At 40.6% G+C, this 18,300-nt stretch carries 16 protein-coding genes; 14 read left to right on the top strand and 2 right to left on the bottom strand.

Annotation, left to right across the window (positions count from 1 at the left end):
- The first annotated feature begins 121 nt into the window (after positions 1-121).
- Complete coding sequence (locus tag AAG807_RS14700; RefSeq protein WP_341905466.1) at positions 122-922, top strand: SDR family oxidoreductase; 801 nt, start codon at positions 122-124, stop codon at positions 920-922.
- 91 nt (positions 923-1,013) lie between these two features.
- Here AAG807_RS14700 and AAG807_RS14695 read toward each other — a convergent pair whose 3' ends face one another.
- Positions 1,014-1,970, bottom strand: a complete 957-nt coding sequence (locus AAG807_RS14695; protein WP_341905708.1) for a phosphoribosylaminoimidazolesuccinocarboxamide synthase — start codon at positions 1,968-1,970, stop codon at positions 1,014-1,016.
- A 24-nt stretch (positions 1,971-1,994) separates the two neighbouring features.
- Positions 1,995-3,005, bottom strand: coding sequence for a PhoH family protein (locus tag AAG807_RS14690; protein WP_341905465.1), 1,011 nt, complete (start codon positions 3,003-3,005; stop codon positions 1,995-1,997).
- 101 nt (positions 3,006-3,106) lie between these two features.
- Here AAG807_RS14690 and AAG807_RS14685 point away from each other — a divergent pair, with 101 nt between their 5' ends.
- From AAG807_RS14685 to AAG807_RS14625, 13 genes are all read left to right on the top strand, one after another.
- Positions 3,107-3,955 carry an SAM-dependent chlorinase/fluorinase gene (locus tag AAG807_RS14685; protein WP_341905463.1) on the top strand — a complete coding sequence of 283 codons (849 nt, stop codon included), beginning with the start codon at positions 3,107-3,109 and terminating at the stop codon, positions 3,953-3,955.
- Positions 3,956-4,024: 69 nt separating this feature from the next.
- Positions 4,025-4,348, top strand: a complete 324-nt coding sequence (locus AAG807_RS14680) for an antibiotic biosynthesis monooxygenase family protein (RefSeq protein WP_341905462.1) — start codon at positions 4,025-4,027, stop codon at positions 4,346-4,348.
- A gap of 106 nt (positions 4,349-4,454) precedes the next feature.
- Complete coding sequence (locus AAG807_RS14675) at positions 4,455-5,210, top strand: ABC transporter permease (RefSeq protein ID WP_341905459.1); 756 nt, start codon at positions 4,455-4,457, stop codon at positions 5,208-5,210.
- Positions 5,211-5,214: 4 nt separating this feature from the next.
- Positions 5,215-7,023, top strand: a complete 1,809-nt coding sequence (locus AAG807_RS14670) for a Gldg family protein (protein ID WP_341905456.1) — start codon at positions 5,215-5,217, stop codon at positions 7,021-7,023.
- 4 nt (positions 7,024-7,027) lie between these two features.
- Positions 7,028-8,065, top strand: coding sequence for a hypothetical protein (locus AAG807_RS14665; protein ID WP_341905454.1), 1,038 nt, complete (start codon positions 7,028-7,030; stop codon positions 8,063-8,065).
- Between the two features lie 98 nt (positions 8,066-8,163).
- Positions 8,164-9,282 carry a DNA polymerase III subunit beta gene (gene dnaN, locus AAG807_RS14660; RefSeq protein WP_341905451.1) on the top strand — a complete coding sequence of 373 codons (1,119 nt, stop codon included), beginning with the start codon at positions 8,164-8,166 and terminating at the stop codon, positions 9,280-9,282.
- 104 nt (positions 9,283-9,386) lie between these two features.
- Complete coding sequence (locus tag AAG807_RS14655; protein WP_341905449.1) at positions 9,387-10,133, top strand: DUF4476 domain-containing protein; 747 nt, start codon at positions 9,387-9,389, stop codon at positions 10,131-10,133.
- Between the two features lie 140 nt (positions 10,134-10,273).
- Entirely contained in the window at positions 10,274-11,221 is a 948-nt protein-coding gene (gene paaA, locus AAG807_RS14650; RefSeq protein WP_341905447.1) for a 1,2-phenylacetyl-CoA epoxidase subunit PaaA, read from the top strand.
- Positions 11,222-11,233: 12 nt separating this feature from the next.
- The gene (paaB, locus tag AAG807_RS14645) at positions 11,234-11,521 is read left to right on the top strand and encodes a 1,2-phenylacetyl-CoA epoxidase subunit PaaB (protein ID WP_341905445.1); all 288 of its coding nucleotides are present in this window, start codon (positions 11,234-11,236) and stop codon (positions 11,519-11,521) included.
- An 87-nt stretch (positions 11,522-11,608) separates the two neighbouring features.
- Positions 11,609-12,361, top strand: coding sequence for a 1,2-phenylacetyl-CoA epoxidase subunit PaaC (gene paaC / locus AAG807_RS14640; RefSeq protein WP_341905442.1), 753 nt, complete (start codon positions 11,609-11,611; stop codon positions 12,359-12,361).
- A complete protein-coding gene (paaD, locus tag AAG807_RS14635) occupies positions 12,355-12,843 on the top strand; it encodes a 1,2-phenylacetyl-CoA epoxidase subunit PaaD (protein ID WP_341905439.1) in 489 nt (162 codons plus the stop codon). The genes paaC and paaD overlap by 7 nt, the downstream gene beginning before the upstream one ends.
- 278 nt (positions 12,844-13,121) lie before the next feature.
- A complete protein-coding gene (locus tag AAG807_RS14630; protein ID WP_341905437.1) occupies positions 13,122-17,111 on the top strand; it encodes a gliding motility-associated C-terminal domain-containing protein in 3,990 nt (1,329 codons plus the stop codon).
- Between the two features lies 1 nt (position 17,112).
- On the top strand, positions 17,113-18,147 hold the full coding sequence (locus AAG807_RS14625; protein WP_341905435.1) for a PorP/SprF family type IX secretion system membrane protein: 1,035 nt from the start codon (positions 17,113-17,115) through the stop codon (positions 18,145-18,147).
- Positions 18,148-18,300 lie beyond the last annotated feature (153 nt).

Here is an 18,300-nt window from a genome sequence, read left to right as displayed (position 1 = left end):
GAAATACGACTATCATCAACCAGAGCACATCAACCAAATGGATTCTACTGTGATATACTAAGTTTTTCCAATTTATCAAGAAAATTGCAACTCAAATCTTATCACGAACTCACCTTAAAATATGTATTTTCGTGCTACGATGAAACATGTAGCTTGGATTACGGGTGCTTCTTCCGGAATTGGAGAAGAAATCTGCAGACAACTGGCTCGAAAAGGCTTCAAATTGATCCTGTCGAGCCGCAGTGAAGAGAAACTTCTCGCATTGAAAAAGGAACTTCCGAATCCGGAAGAACATCTGATTGTTCCTTTGGATCTAGAGCATTCCGAGCATTTTACCGAATTGGTGAAACAAGCTCTGGAACAAACAAAACGCATCGATTATTTGTACAATTGCGGAGGTTTGAGTCAACGCGCTGAAGCTAGTGAAACTTCACTTGAAGTGGATCGACGGATTATGGAAATCAATTACTTCGGAACGGTAGCGCTTACAAAAGCTGTATTACCTTACATGCAAGCCCAAAAATCGGGTCATATCATTGCCATTTCAAGCATTGCAGGAAAATTCGGTTTTTACCTGCGTTCCGCATACAGTGCCAGTAAACACGCGATCCAAGGTTTCTTTGAAAGTTTACTTTTGGAGGAGGCAAAAAACAATATTTCGGTTACCATTGCTTATCCCGGAAAAATCAATACTCCGATTTCCATGAGTGCACTTGGAAAAGATGGCAATGCACATGGAGAGATGGATCACAACCAAGCAACCGGGATGCCCGTTGAAAAATGTGTATCCATCCTTCTAAAAGCGGTTGATAAGAAGAAAAAAGAAGTTCTGATCGGAAATAAGGAACTAAATGCCGTGACGCTGAAACGTTTCTTCCCTCGTTTATTTTGGAAAATCATTGCGAAACAAAGCGCAACTTAGACTGAAGACGTTAGACAAAAGACTATAGACTTCAATTGTACTTTGAAAGTAACAACAAGTCTACTGTCTTATGTCTCTAGTCTATTAAGTCTTAAATAATTCCCTTCTCCGCCAAAAACACGGCAACATTTGTCTCAATGCGCTTGTTAATGCTGGAAGTGTCTCCTTTTTCAAAGGTGTTTCCGGTAATTTTCTCGTAAAGTTCGATGTAGCGTTCGGTGATCGTTTCGACAAATGAATCAGGCATATCCGGCATAACTTGACCTTCCAAACCTTGAAATCCATTCTCTATCAACCATTGGCGCACGAATTCTTTCGAAAGTTGGCGTTGATTTTCTCCTTTTGCCTGACGTTCTTCATAACCATCCGCATAGAAATAACGCGATGAATCAGGTGTATGAATCTCATCAATCAGGATCACTTCCCCATTCCGGATCCCAAATTCATACTTCGTATCCACCAAGATCAACCCTCTTTCTGCTGCCATTTCAGTTCCACGCTGAAATAATGCACGCGTATAGCCTTCCATTTTTTCGTAAATGTCTTGAGGTACGATTCCATTTTTCAAAATATCTTCTCTCGAAATATCTTCGTCGTGACCTTCATCCGCTTTGGTTGCCGGTGTGATAATCGGCTCCGGGAAGCGATCATTCTCCTTCATTCCCTCAGGAAGTGCAACACCACATAAAATGCGTTTACCTGATGCATACTCTCTTGCAGAATGACCTGCCAGATATCCACGAATTACCATTTCAACACGCACCGGTTCACAAGCGTAACCTATCGCAACGGATGGGTCCGGTGTTCCGATTAACCAATTTGGAACGATGTCTCGAGTAGCCTCTAAAAACATGGTAGCAACTTGGTTAAGAACCTGACCTTTGAATGGAATCCCTTTAGGTAAAATGTGGTCGAAAGCAGAAATTCGGTCAGTGGCAACCATGACCATGAACTCATTATCAATGGTGTAGACTTCACGTACCTTTCCTCTGTAAACATTGGTTTGTTTCGGGAATTTAAAATTGGTGCTCGTAATTGTTTCGTTCAACATAATTTACAAATTTGGAACTCGTTATTTTCTTCTCAGTTTTGATTTTTCTTCTTCCTCTTCTTTTTCTTTCTCGAATCGTTTCGCTTTCTCGATTGCTTCGGCCTTATCAAAAGCATCAATGATTCGTTTCACTAATGAATGTCGAATTACATCGCTTTGTGTCAATCGGATAATTTCGATTTCCTCCACGTCATTCAGAATATCCAATGCGTATGACAATCCTGATTTTTGGCGATGTGGCAAATCCACCTGCGACATATCTCCTGTTATCACGAACTGAGCAGTTTGTCCCATACGTGTCAGGAACATTTTCATCTGCATCACGGTCGCATTCTGAGCCTCATCCAAAATAACAAATGCCTTATCCAAGGTTCTACCCCGCATGAATGCCAAAGGAGCGATCTCGATAATCCCAAATTCCAGCATGTCCGCCAATTTTTCCGGTGGAATCATATCTCTTAATGCATCGTACAAAGGCATCAGGTACGGATCCAACTTCTCTTTCAAGTCTCCCGGAAGGAATCCTAAATTTTCTCCGGCTTCAACAGCTGGTCTGGTGAGTACAATCCGCTTCACTTCTTTTGCTTTCAAAGCACGAACTGCCAATGCAACTGCTGTATATGTTTTTCCAGTTCCGGCCGGACCAACGGCAAAAACCATATCACTTTTATTCACTGCTTGAACCAATTTTCGTTGATTCAGGGTCTTCGCTTTGATCTTGACTCCTCCGTTTCCGTGAACCAAAGTTTCCGTTCCATCAGAAGAAAGCATGGCATCGCCTTCGTCCAACATCAGGTTATCGATATTGTTCTCCGTTAAAATATTGTATTGATTGAAGTGCGCCAGAATCAATTCAAACTTGCGTTCAAACTCTTCCATCACTTCCGGATCTCCAACAATTGTCAATTCATTTCCACGTGAATTGATCTTTAATTTTGGAAAAAAAGACCGAATGTGTTTCAAATTGGAATTGTTAACTCCAAATAATTCAGCAACATTGGCTCCGTTTATTTCAATTTTCTTCTCTGTCAATGTGAATAAATCTTTTGTTTGTAAGTTCCGGTTGTATTATTAACCCGTATTTTTGAAACAAATTTAATTAATTTTTCAACGGATACAGACCGATTTATCAAATGGGAATTATCACATTGACAACTGATATGGGATTGACCGACTACTATGTAGCGGTTCTAAAGGGAAATTTATTCAAATTAGCCCCGGAAGTATCTATTGTTGACATTACCCACCAAGTTCGTCCGTTCGATATTGCAGATGCAAGTTATTACATCCAGGCATCATTTCAGGAGTTTCCTGAAGGAACAATCCATATTATCGGTGTAGACAGTGAACCCATCATCAACTCGAGTAATGGAGCCTATCCGAGCATTTTATTATTCAAAGGACATTATTTCGTTTCGAATGACAACGGAATCTTTGCCTTGATCTTAAAGGATCAGAAACCGGAAGGGTTTTGGAGAATAGATAATGTGCTTTCCAATCCGAAAGGACTTCGTTTTCCGGTAAAAAACATCTTCGTTCCGACAGCAGTCCGGATTCTTTCAGGAGAAGCACTCACGGACATTGGTTCTGAAGAAACTTCCTGGCGTGTTGCTCATACGGTGAATGCGGTCATTGAAGAGAACCTCATCAAGGGATCCATCGTGCATATCGATCATTATGGAAATGCCATCACCAATATCACCAAAGAAATATTTGGCAGGTTTGAAGATGCTCCGTTCACCATCTTGTTCCGAAAACGCGAATATTATATCGACGAAATTTCAAGTACCTATAACGATGTTGCTCCCGGGGAACGCCTGGCTTTTTTCAATGACAATAATTTACTTGAAATTGCTATCAATAAAGGAGCTACCGGAAATGGCGGAGGTGCCGATTCACTCTTCGGACTTCGTATTCACGATCTGGTGCGAATCGAATTCAATCCCCGTGGTTCCGCAAAAACCATTGATTCGTTGTTTTGAATTGAAAGGCACTTCGACTCCGCTCAGTGACCTTTTCAATTTTAACTTTTAACTTTTGAATTTAAAAACATGCTGACACGAATTGTTAAACTGACATTTCAAGAAGAAAAAGTGGAAGATTTTCTTGCATACTTCGACACCATAAACACCCGAGTAAGCACATTCGAAAACTGTTATGGAATGCGTCTGATGCAGGACATTCATCATCCGACAATTATTTTCACTTACAGTAACTGGAAAGATGAAAATGCGTTAAACCATTACCGGGATTCAGATTTGTTTGGCAGCGTTTGGTCCACCATTAAACCTTGGTTTGGCGGAAAACCGGAAGCATGGAGTGTGAACACCTATTTTGAAGATGGTTCCTTTACACCCAACCATCCGGCAAATTAAACGTTCATAGCTACTCAAACACTGCTCGCGATTACGATTCACGGAAGTGAATAGAATTTAGACAGATTCTCAATATTGTTCTTATTTTTGCCGAAGTTAATTAGATATGAAAGCACTTTACTGGAAAGAGATTAGGAGTTTTTTGGGCTCAGTTATTGGATACATTTTCATCGTCATTTTCTTGGTGTTTACTGGAATAATGCTTTGGCTTGTCAGTGGTCCTTCCAATCTATTGGAGGGAGAAGAAGCGGATATGATTCCTTTTTTCAATGTTGCACCATATGTACTTTGCGTTCTAATCCCAGCAATTACCATGCGGATGATCGCGGAAGAGCGAAAAACCGGGACCATCGAATTACTTTTTACCCGACCGATTACCGATCTTCAGATTATCCTGGCAAAATACTTTGCAGGTGTAACCTTATTGTTGATTTCACTTCTCCCGACCCTCATCTATTACTATAGTATGGTCAGTCTGGGAGTTGATGCATTTGACGAGAATGGAGTTGCCAAAACAGTAATTGATGAAGGAGCAACATTCACTTCTTATTTAGGCTTGATCTTATTAGGTTCTTCTCTCATTGCAATCGGTATTTTTTCCTCCGCAATTACAAGTAATCAAATCGTTTCATTCATTATCGCTATGTTTCTCTGTTGGTTATTCTACGATGGTTTCGATCAACTCGGATCATTCAACCTCATGGGAGATTTCGATTATGTATTTCAATACCTAGGACTTTGGTCTCATTATGCGAGTATCAAAAAAGGAGTTATTGATACCAGTGACCTTATTTATTTTTTCGGGATGATTGCAATTTTTCTGGCTGCAACCCTTACAGTTGTTAAATCTTTGAAACGTTAATCCGATGGCTGAAAGCAATAACAAAACAAAGAAGTTCTACAACTGGATTTTACTAGGAATCATTGTAGGTGTTGTCATATTTCTGAATATTATCGGAACCTTCATTTACTCGCGGATCGATATGACCGAAGATGAGCGTTACTCGCTCTCAACCGGTTCTATTGAATTCCTGGATAAAATGCGTGAGGATGGAGCCAAAAACAACAAAGTAAACCGCTTGTATCTGAAAATCTATCTGGATGGCAAGCTTCCTGCGGAAATCAAACGATTCAGAAATGCAATTGAAGATAAATTAGCTGAATTCAAAGAAATTGCCGGAGACCGGATCGAATATCAATTCATTGACCCTTTGGAAGGAACGGAAGCGGAACAAAACAGCTTGTTTCAGATTCTTTACAGTAAAGGACAAGGGATTATTCCATTGGAAATTGTTTACCAAAAAGATGGTTCCCAAACTCAGATGACTCTTTGGCCCGGAGCGGAAATCGAATACGAAGGTTTCACCAAGAACTATATCCAGCTGTTGCCAGGTTCCCCTCAAGGTCAACCGGCACAATTATCCAAGGAATTTTCCGAAACAACGATTCAAAACTCCATCAATAACCTGGAGTACATGCTCATTTCGGCATTGAGAAGAACGATTCAAAAACAGAAACCACGTATTGCCTTCCTTGCAGGACATGGAGAATTGCGCTTTGCAGAAACACAACGTGTCCGTTCTTTGTTGGAACCCTATTATTCAGTTGAGGACATTACCTTAAATGATTCCTTAAGAGCATTGGACGGATTCACCGGCGCAATCATTGCCAGACCTAGAACGAAATACTCGGATAAGGATCTGTATATACTGGATCAGTTCGTTATGCGGGGTGGAAGATTGATGTGTTTCTTTGATAAACTCACATTCCCGCAAGATTCACTGAACAGAACAGGTATGACCAGTACGGTGAGAACAGATCTGGGACTGGATAAAATGTTGTTCGATTACGGAATCAAGACCAATGACAATTATGTCATGGACGTGAGATGTGCACCAATCCAGACTCCTTTTGCAAAACAAAGTCTGTTGCCTTGGTTTTTCTATGTTGCAGCAACACCAACCAAACATCCGATTGCACGGAACATTGAACCGGTAATGCTTCGCTATGCATCACAAATCCAATTGATTCCAGGCGAAACGCGATTGGTATCCCCTATCCTGACGAGTTCAACCAATTCTCGTCTAACGGGTATGGCTCCCCTGATCAGCCTCGCCATGCCAATGAATTACGGTAAGGTTCCTATTTTGGCTGACAATCCGACCTCGGAGAGAAATAAGATCTGTATTGCAGGAATGTCGGAAGGACGATTTGATTCCCACTTCAAAAATCGTTTGATAGATGAATTTGCGAAAAACAAAGAATCCGGATTTATAACAAGAAGCACAGCGGAAGGAAAAGTACTCGTTGTTGCAAATGGCTCTTTCATTGCCAATTATTACGACTCCATGCCAAGTAAAACAGGCAAGATGATGTATCGTCCCATTTCGTTCAACAACTTGCGTTACGACGAAGTAATGGCTCAGATGCGCATGCAGCCGTTGATTTACGGAAATCAGGAATTTTTCCAAAACATGGTGGATTACATGATGGGAGATAATTCCGTACTGGACATCCGAAGTAAACAGATTGACATTCACCCGATTGACAAGGAAAAAGTAAAGGATCAACGAACAAAGTACATGCTTATCAATGTGGTTGTCCCTTCTTTTTTCATTATTTTATTAGCAATTTTATTATTCTACTTGCGTAAACGACGTTACGCACGTTCTTAGTCATATGAAAAGAATTATCATCGTTATTTTAGGAATCGCACTTCTGGTGGGATTGGGAATTTTCACCACTCGTTTGGTTAGCAACAAAGGGAAATCTGACGAACAGTTGGCTGCTTTCAACTTTGAAATTAAAGACACCGCATCCGTTAACAAGATTATCATTACCGAACCGAATGGAATGGAAATGACCTTGATCCGTTCAGGAAACCAATGGACAGATGATAAAGGTGGATGCGTACAACCCGTTTTGGTATTCAATATCCTGGAAGCACTTTACAACGTGCGCTTTAAAGGTTATGTACCTGAAAATTCGGTGAAAACGGTGATCAACCGAATCTCAACAATCGGAATGAAGGTTCAGTATTTCCAAAATGATGATTGGAGTAAGACTTGGTACATTGGAGGTTCCACTTCCGATCACCACGGAACATATATGCTCGTTGAATCATCTGAAGCCGGAAAAAGTGATTTACCTGTCATCGCTGAGATCAAAGGGATGAAAGGAATTATTGAACCTCGCTTTTTTGCAGACCCTAGAAAATGGCAATGTTCAGGGATTTTCGCTTACCAAATGCAAGACATTGCTGAAGTGAATGTAAAATTCACAGAGAGACCAGACAGAAACTTCGAAATACGAAAAATTAAAAACGATTACCTGGTAAAATATGCAGGTAAGTATTTGACAACCCTGGACACAAACATGGTTTACCGTTATTTATTGAACTTCAAACGTGTGAACTTTGAAAACCCGAATTACGAACTAAATGAAAAACAGCTCGATAGCCTTAAAAGATCCCGACCATTCTGTGAATTGAAAGTTCGCACAACCAAAGGTGAAAAGAAGAAATTGAGAATGTTCCGGATTAAATCTACCGGAGATGCAGAAGTGGACGATTTTGGAGACAAAGTAAGTTACGATATTAACAGATTCTGGTGTGAACTACCGGATGGTCAGGTTGTTAAATGTCAATATTTCGTCTTCAATCCTTTGCTCATGGGGCATATCTATTTCAATCAGAACAGATACGCAACAACTCAATAAGGTTAATATCTCGTTGAAAACTGTCGGGAAAGAGTTGGGGTTTCAAGGATTCAACGGCTTTTTAATTGGTATATTTGTTTTCGTAAATAACCAATAGTATGAATTTTATCGTATCAAGTACGAATTTACTGCGTCATCTTCAAAGCATTAGTGGTGTCTTAAGCACTAGTAATACTTTGCCGATTCTTGACAACTTTTTGTTCAACATTTCAGACAGTCAACTAATCATTTCTGCTTCTGACCTGGAGACAACCATGCAAACAACTATGGAAGTTGAGGCAACGGATTCCGGCAAAGTGGCAATTCCAGCCAAAATGCTTTTGGATGTATTGAAAAACCTTCCGGACCAGCCATGTACTTTCAAAATTGATCCCGCTTCATTTGGAGTTGAGATCGTGTACGATAATGGTAAGTCAAAAATGGTTGGATTCAATGGCGAAGAGTTCCCTAAAACACCAGCTATTGAAAACAGTACAAGCATCCGTATTTCAGGCGAAATCATTTCAAGTGCAATTAACAAAACGCTTTTTGCTGCCGGGAATGATGATTTGCGTCCTGTGATGAGCGGTATGTACTGTCAGTTCAGTCCTTCCGACATTACATTTGTAGCTACTGATGCTCATAAATTGGTTCGATACCGAAGAACGGATGGTCAGGCAACAGGAGGTTCTGCATTCATTCTCCCGAAAAAACCGTTGAATTTGTTGAAGTCAAATTTACGTGGTGATGAGGAAGTTTTGGTGGAATACACAGATTCGAATGCCATTTTTACTTTCAACGATATCATTTTGATGTGTCGCCTGATTGACGGGAAATATCCGAATTATGAAGCTGTTATTCCGAAGGAAAATCCAAATATTTTAATCGTTGACCGTTTACAGTTCTTAGGAGCGATCAAACGCGTTTCCATTTTTGCAAACAAGACAACACATCAGGTTAAATTGAAAATTGCCGGAAGTGAATTGAATATTTCTGCAGAAGACCTGGATTTTTCAAATGAGGCAAACGAGCGCTTGACTTGCAATTACGACGGAACGGATATTGAAATTGCTTTCAACAGCAGGTTCTTGATGGAGATGTTGAACAATATCGACGCACCGGAAGTTAAAATCGCCATGAGCGAACCAAGCAGAGCCGGTTTATTAATGCCGAACACTTCTGAGAACGAGCACGAAGACATTTTAATGTTGGTGATGCCTGTGATGATAAACAGATAAAAGTCAAATCATTTTATAAAAAAAAGGTCGGGGCGAAAAATTTTTCGCCCCGACCTTTTTTTTGGCACGAATTTTATTGTACTCCAATTATAAAATTCAAAGTCATGAAAAAGATTTACTTCACATTCGCTCTAGTACTTTTCACTTGTACACTCGCACATGCTTCTGAATTACTTTTGCGAGTGAATAGAAAAGGACTATTTATTGTTAGTGCTTCTAGTCAAACGCAAACAAATAATTACAACACCTACCAGTTTTACAATCTGTATGGCGGAACAACCCAAGTAAAAGTGGTTGATAAAGCAAACGGACAGGTGATTTTCAAAAACAACGTGAATATTCCTGAAGGGTATCAATTGATTGCGGAGCTGGATTATTACGGAACGTTGACCATTGTTTCAAATAACCCCACTGCAAGTTACAATAATGGTAGTTGGAATGACAATGTCGGAACAATCAACTATGGCAACAACGGAAATGGAAACTATGGTAGTGGTTACCAAAACAATCACTGCGGAACTCATCCAAACTATCAGGGTGACGGATATTACAACCAGGGACAAACTGCAAACAACAACAACTATTTCAATCAGTTTTTAGCAAGTTTGAAATCTGAAAGCTTTGACAGCAATCGTTTACAAAATGCAAAAGTGTATGCATCCAAAACGAACTTATCTGCAAACCAGATCAAGGAAATCGCTGCAACATTCACTTTTGACAGCAATCGTTTGGACTGGGCAAAAGCAGCATACACGAACTGTTATGACAAAGGAAATTATTTCCTTCTGAGAGATACCTTTACCTTCTCTTCAAACTATAGCGAGCTGCAAGATTATATCAGTACACTGTAAAGCAAACCCGATTTTGATGGTTTCATCAAAATAAATCCAATACCAACCCGGAATGTCGAATCTCTTATAGGTTCGACATTCCTATTTTATGCAGTTAAATTGACCAAAATTCACTATCTTTGATTCTCATAACTAGCTATATGAAAGAACAAAATTTAGCCGATTTAGAAGCTGCGTTTAATGAAAAATTAAAGCAAGACATTCGCATTGAGCCGAAAGACTGGATGCCAGATGCTTACCGAAAAACATTAATCCGTCAGATTTCACAGCATGCACATTCAGAAATTGTAGGAATGCTTCCGGAAGGTAATTGGATTACCCGGGCTCCGAATTTAAGACGCAAAGCCGTTTTATTGGCGAAAGTTCAGGATGAAGCTGGGCATGGACAATACCTATACAGCGCGATGGAAACCTTAGGCTTTTCCCGTGAACAAAGTATAGACGACATGCACACCGGTAAAGCAAAGTACTCTTCCATTTTCAATTATCCTACGCTGACTTGGGCCGATATGGGCGCAGTTGGCTGGTTGGTTGACGGAGCAGCTATCATGAACCAGGTTCCGCTATGCAGAACATCATACGGTCCTTATGCACGTGCAATGGTTCGTATCTGTAAAGAAGAATCGTTTCACCAGCGTCAAGGATATGAGATCATGTGTACTTTGATGAAAGGATCTGAAGACCAAAAAGCAATGGCACAAGATGCTCTGAATCGTTTTTGGTGGCCTGCATTGATGATGTTCGGACCAAGTGATGCAGAATCGACACACACACAACAATCCATTGATTGGAAGATCAAAAGACATACGAATGATGAATTGCGTCAAATGTTTGTTGATGCATCCGTACCTCAAGCACAATTGATCGGATTGACGATTCCGGATCCCGATTTGAAATGGAACGAAGAAAAAGGTCATTATGATTTTGGAGCGATTGATTGGGAAGAATTCAAACAAGTAGTCAGTGGAAATGGTCCATGTAACGCGGAACGAATTGCAACCCGATTGAAAGCGAAAGAAGATGGTATGTGGGTTCGGGAAGCAGCCATGGCACATGCCGAAAAGAAAAAAATGAGAAAAGCATCTTAATATTATAAAGCAATGGCAGGAAAAGATTGGCCTCTATGGGAAGTTTTCATTAGAAGTAAACAAGGTTTGAATCACAAACATGTAGGTAGTATTCACGCAGCAGATGCAGAAATGGCTGTTGAAAATGCACGTGATGTCTATACAAGACGTAGTGAAGGAATTTCAATCTGGGTTGTTGAATCCTCTCAGGTATTCGCTTCAGATCCGGCAGATTCCGATGCTTTATTCGAACCTGCTGACAGCAAGATTTACCGTCATCCGACTTTCTATGAAGTTCCTGATGGTGTAGGACACATGTAAAATATTTAGACATCAGACTTAAGACAAAAGACTCTAGACCAACTATTTGTCTCTCGTCTCAAGTCTTCTGTCTTAAGTTTCCAAAAAATGAAAAACAACTTATTTACATATACATTACGCATAGCTGACGATAGTTTGATCTTGGGTCAGAGATTGGCAGAATGGTGCGGTCATGGACCAATCATTGAAGAAGATATTGCCTTATCCAACATTGCTTTGGATTTGATCGGTCAAGCTACGAATCTTTTGGAATACGCAGCAACTGTTGAGAACAAAGGTCGAAGCGCTGATGATTTAGCTTTTTTGAGATTTGAAAACCAGTATTTCAACACCCAATTGGTAGAACAAAAAAACGGGGATTTTGCCGTTACAATGGTACGTCAATGGATTTTTGACACTTTCAGACTTCCGTTTTACGAAGCGTTACAACGTTCTTCCGATAGCCAGCTTGCAGCCATCGCTGAGAAATCTTTGAAAGAGACCAAGTACCACTGGAAACACTCTTCCGAATGGATTATTCGCATGGGAGACGGAACAGAGGAGTCAAACAAGCGGGTAAATGATGCTTTGATCTTGCTTTGGAAATTTTCCGATGAATTGTTCTTCATGGATGATGTTGACCAAGATTTGATTGCACAGGGAATTGCAATTGATCTGGAAACGCTTCGTCCTATTTTTAATGAAAGAATTCAATTGGTATTGCAACAAGCTACGCTTCAATTGCCTGACTCCAAGTGGAAATTAAATGGCGGGAGATTGGGAAGACATACCGAGCATTTCGGGCATTTAATTGCGGAAATGCAGTATATGCAGCGTGCATATCCAAATATGGAATGGTAGACGAAACTACTATATGGAATTATCTGGAAGATGTTCCGGATCCGGAAGTCCCGGTACTTTCAGTTATTGATCTGGGTATTGTCCGTGGTGTAAAATTGATTTCAGAAAAAGAAGTCGAAATAACCATCACTCCCACATATTCCGGCTGCCCTGCAATGAATTACATTGAAAAAAATATTCGTGAAATTCTTACAGAAAAAGGGTTTGAAACAATTCATATTCAAACTGTACTTTCTCCGGCATGGACTACGGATTGGATGAGCGAAGCGGGTAAGGAAAAACTCCTTGCTTATGGAATTGCGCCTCCTGTAAATGAAGTGGACAAGCTGGTTTTATTTGGGGATGCACCGATTGTGAAGTGCCCTCAATGTCAGTCGGAAAACACAAAAATGCTCAGTCAATTCGGAAGTACCGCCTGTAAAGCCCTTTACCAATGTAATGACTGTTTGGAACCTTTTGACTATTTCAAGTGTTTACGATAAGTAATAAATTAAATGGTTTTAACCAATGTGTTATTTGCAGGTTACGCTTCGTGACTTACAACATTCAACTAGTGCATTATCAAAAACTTATTATCATAAATGCGTATATTTGACGCGATTAATTTTAATCGACGACACATTTATGGAAATGAACATACCAAGTTGCAAGTTATTGATCTGCTGTCGAGTGAGTTATCACATAACAACACATCAATCATTGCAAATCGTTCGACGACCAATAACATTCATTCATACTCCGGACTTAATTTTTTCATGTTATGATTAGATTGAGTGGGTTATTCTCTTCTTTTTGTTTGCTACTGGGTAATTCTCTTTTTGCTCAAGTTCCAACATCACCTCCCGGAGGAACAGTTCTGACAACCAGTTCTGCGACTCCGTTTGCTTATGCGTTAACCGGAGGGCAAACTTATACTTACACAAATCCTTCCTGGCCTGCTTTCAATACCAATTGTTATGCATTTACCCTGAACGATACCTTGTTCAATGCAATAAACGGTTTCAATCCTACTCCATCAGGTGGTACTTGCAGTGGAATGTCAAATTTGGTATACAATTCCGGGAGTTCCAATTTAGCTGCGGGAATTATTGTCTATAACGGAACAACAAGTTACCGCTATCAGAATATCTCCAGTGCTTTTGTCGTGAATAATGCAGTTCCAGTAAGGGCTACAATCATTTTCTCCGGTCCGGTAACCTATTATCCGAATAACACATTCGTCATTCCGGTGACGGGGAACTTCAATTACCATGTGGTTTATGAGTCATTCTCCCCAACTGATGCGCAATATACCAGTGGCTCGGGAAACATCTGGACTCCATCAAAGACCTTGTTCAATAACATGATAACAGATCCGAATAACTCGATCTGTGTCAATTTTACTCCTGGTAATTTCACCCTGAATACTGTAAATGCAAGTACTGCGGCGAGTGGGATCATTTGTCAGGGTGGAGATATTCAGTTGACAGGTGGTGGAAGTGGAAATAACCTCACATTCAACTGGACCGGTCCGAACACTTTTAACAGTACAAGTTCAAACGTTACTATAACCAACGCAAGTGCAAGTAATTCCGGAACTTATTCCCTAACTGTTACGGATGATATTGGATGTTCAAATACAGCTCAATCGATCATATCAGTCCAGCAAGCTCCTACCGCAACTGCAGGAGGAACTTCTGTTATCTGCGTTAACAATACAGCAACCGTAAGTGGTGCTTCCTCAACGAACGGAATCATTTCCTGGACTCACAATGGAAGCGGGTCATTAGCAAATAGCAATACCCTGACTCCCACTTATACACCTGCGATTTCAGATGCAGGGAACACCGTTGTTCTAACATTAACAACCACCAGTAATAACTCATGCGCCCCCGCAACCGCACAAGCGGTTTACAATCTTATTGTACACGGGAACCCAATCGCATTGGATGGAGTAACCAGTTCCACTTGCTCCACATCCAGTTTTACAGTTACAACAGCAACTGCACAATTTGGAACAATCAGTTGGACGCACAATGGAAATGGAACCTTAACGAATGCCAATACTGCTTCACCAACCTATACACCAAGTCTTTTGGACAACGGAAACACGGTGGTTCTTACACTTACTGTCACAAGTAATAATACTTGTGCACCTGGAATAGCTCAATCATTCCATATAATAAATATTACACCACTTCCACAAGCTGTTTCGGGCGGAACTGCAGCAATTTGTCAAAATAGCTCATTGACGGTTTCCGGAGCTACTGCAAACTATGGAACAATCAGTTGGAGTCACAACGGAGTCGGAACATTGGCTAATCCAACTGCAATTAATCCGACTTATACTCCCAGCGCAGGTGATGCAGGAAACATCGTAACTCTGACAATGACGGTTTCAAGCAACAATGCTTGTGCGCCAGCAACTGCAAGTGCTGATTTTTCTATCACCGTTCAAGGTTTACCAACTGCAACCGTTTCAGGATCGGCAACTATTTGTTCCTCCTCCACAGCGACTGTTTCAGGAGTAATTGCTTCAAACGGAATCATTTCCTGGACACATAATGGAAATGGCAGTCTTACCAATCTGACAAGTTTAAATCCAACTTATATACCCAGTATATTGGACGCAGGGAATGCCGTGTCATTAACCATCACCGTTTCGAGCAATAATTCCTGTGCGCCTTCATCTGTAGCGGCAATTTATACTGTTAATGTCAATCACTTGCCAACAGCAATAGTCGGTACCAATGTGACAATCTGCGAAAGCAATGCTTACCTTGTTACCGGAGCTTCGTTTAATTACGGAACCGCTAACTGGACACACAATGGTTCGGGAACAATCACCAATGGAACTACCAATACCCCGACTTACACCCCAAGTCCATTGGACGCAGGGAATGCTGTCACTTTAATTTTGAATGTTACAAGTAACAATGCCTGCAATCCGAATGTTGCCAGTAGCCAGTTTCTTTTGAATGTTCAACACGCACCTGTTGCATTGGCTGGTGGAAGTACTACAGTTTGTGTTAACTCGACTGCTCCTGTGACCGGAGCGACTGCAACTTACGGAACTATTAACTGGACGCACAATGGTGGCGGTTCTTTAGCAAATCAAACCACTTTAGGTCCGGTTTACCAACCCGTTGCTTCTGATATTGGGAATCCAATCACGCTGACTTTAACAGTAACAAGTACGAACAGTTGCGCCCCACAAACTGCATCAGCAACATATACCGTGAATATAGATCCGCTTCCATTGGCACTTGCAGGAGGCTCTGCAACAATCTGTTCTAACGGAAGTGGAACGGTTTCAGGTGCAGCTGCAACAAATGGAACCATCAACTGGACAGGGAGTGGTTTAGGAACGATTTCCGATCCGACTACAACAACACCAACATATTTTCCTACATCAGCTGAAATTGGAAGTATTGTTATCTTGATAATGGAAGTATCAAGTAACAATACCTGTATTCCTAACAGTAGTTCTGCTACCTATACTTTTATGATTGATGGACCTCCTTCCATTCAAGTCTCTTCAATCTTAGACACACTTTGTCCGGGTGCTACAAAAACAATTCAAGGAATTACAACCCAGTATGGGACACCTTCCTGGTCTCATAATGGAACCGGGACACTGATCAATGCAACAACCAACTCACCAAGTTATACGGCGGGTCCCGGAGATTTAGGGAATCTGGTAACATTGACACTTACTCTTTCGAGTAATAATAGTTGTTCCCCTCAAGCAGCAACTTCAAACGTCCAGATTTTTGTAGAGTCAAGTGCTAATATTCCTAACATCAACCTTACTGCTTTGAATCATGTCCGCTGTCATGGCGATCATACCGGAAGTGTGATCCTGAATATTACCGGTGGAGCTGCACCTTATTCATTTAATTGGAATTCGGGTTCAACAACCCAAAATTTGACCAATGCATTTGAAGGCATTTATTATGTTGATATTACGGATAATCACGGTTGCCTTGCTACTGACACCTTTAAAATCAATGAACCTGCACAATTGGTTTATAATTCAATAGTAGTTCCTGTGGATTGTTCCGGTTTCAATGCTGGAAGCATTGCTGTTTCAGCATCAGGTGGAGTTGGTCCGTACTATTATTTTTGGCGGGACCTCGATGACAGTTCACCAAACATTTCAGGAATTCCGGCAGGAACTTATAAAATCACCATTACGGATGCAAATGGATGTAAGATTACAGAATCAATAACTCTTGGTACCAGTGGATCATTGATAGTAGAAGCAACGCCGGATGTGATGAACGTAAATATTGGAACAGAAATTCCATTTACGGTTACCGGAGCGACAAATTATGACTGGTCTCCAAATCAATATCTATCCTGTAACAATTGTGATGATCCTGTTTGTATCCCTTCCTCGTCCAATAATTACATTGTTGTAGGATCCAATCCAAATGGATGTACCGGCAGTGATACCGTAATAGTAAATGTCTATGTCGATTGTCACAATCTGACATTACCGAACGTGTTTTCACCAAACAATAGTGGGCCGGAAGCAAATAATACCTTTGGTTTATTGGGAACCTTGCCTTGTCTTGAAACTTACCAGCTTCTGATCTTTAATCGTTGGGGCGAACAGGTCTTTGAAACGCAATCGACCGATCTTCAATGGGATGGAACATTCAAAGGACAAGCGCAAAATTCGGGTGTTTATTTCTATCGTTTAGACATGAAACTAGTTAATGGAGAAGAAGTGAAAAAATCCGGCAATCTAACTTTAGTCAGATAATATGAAGAAGATATCCATTTACCTATTGCTTCTGATTCAGGTTATCGCTAAAAGCGCTTCAGCACAGGATACTCATTTTGCTCAAGCCGAGTATTCCCCTATGTTGCTAAATCCTGCATTAGCCGGGGCATTTTCACACATGCAAATTATTGCAAACTATCGGAATCAATGGAATAGTATTGCTTCTCCCTATAAAACAATAGCGGCTTCTTTTGATGTAAGATTGCAACGCAGAGATGCTGATAATAACAGTTTCCTTGCATTGGGTCTCAATTTCTTCAACGACGTTGCCGGTGATATGAAAGTCACTACGAATCAATTCAACCTGGATCTGGCATATCACATCAAAATGGGTCGATACAGTCTATTGCGGATTGGGATTTATGGTGGAATGAATCAACGCACACTGGACCCAAACAGAGGAAATTGGGCAAGTCAATTTGATGGGGATGCTATCAACTCGGGTATTGCAAGTGGCGAAAGTTTCGGTTCATACAATCATCTATTTATGGATGCCGGGGCAGGTATCGTTTATACATTCAGAAAGATGAAATATTCGGTAAACAACAACATAAACAACAACGTGAATTGTGGACTTGCTGTTTATCATGCCAATCAACCGTCATCTTCTTTCATCTCATTACCTCAGGACAAACTTGGAATGCGTATTTCAGGTTTCATCAATAGCTCATTTAATATTCCAAATACGCCATTGGCGATACAGCCCGCTGTATATCTTCAATTTCAATCAAAGTATTCAGAAGTGATGTTTGGAACGTATCTGCGATACAATATCCGGGAAGCTTCCCATTTCACAGGTTCAATCAAACCGGTTGCAGCTGCTCTTGGATTATTCAGCCGTTATCAGGATGCTTTCGTAGCAAAAGGATATTTTCAATACCATCAATTTTCTGTTGGTCTTGCCTATGATTTCAATCTTTCCCGTTTAACTCCGGTATCCAAATCCCGTGGTGGCTTTGAGGTATTTCTTCGTTTCAACTTGGACGACCGATTGAATAATCCTTCTCTTTGGTGATACATTAACCACATAGATTCTGTGTTAGTATCCAAAAGAAAACTAAATTTTCTTTACCTTTATTTTATTAAAGCAGCCTTGAGCTAGCTTGTAAAGAGTAGTAGCTATTGCAGTTGCTGCTCTTTCTCATTTAAGCTAAGTTTTTCAGCATCA

Source organism: Fluviicola taffensis DSM 16823 (assembly GCF_943372375.1).
Taxonomy (GTDB): domain Bacteria; phylum Bacteroidota; class Bacteroidia; order Flavobacteriales_D; family Crocinitomicaceae; genus Fluviicola; species Fluviicola taffensis_A.
The sequence above is the reverse complement of the archived record's forward strand: the minus strand, read 5'-3'. Positions and strand labels throughout refer to the sequence as shown.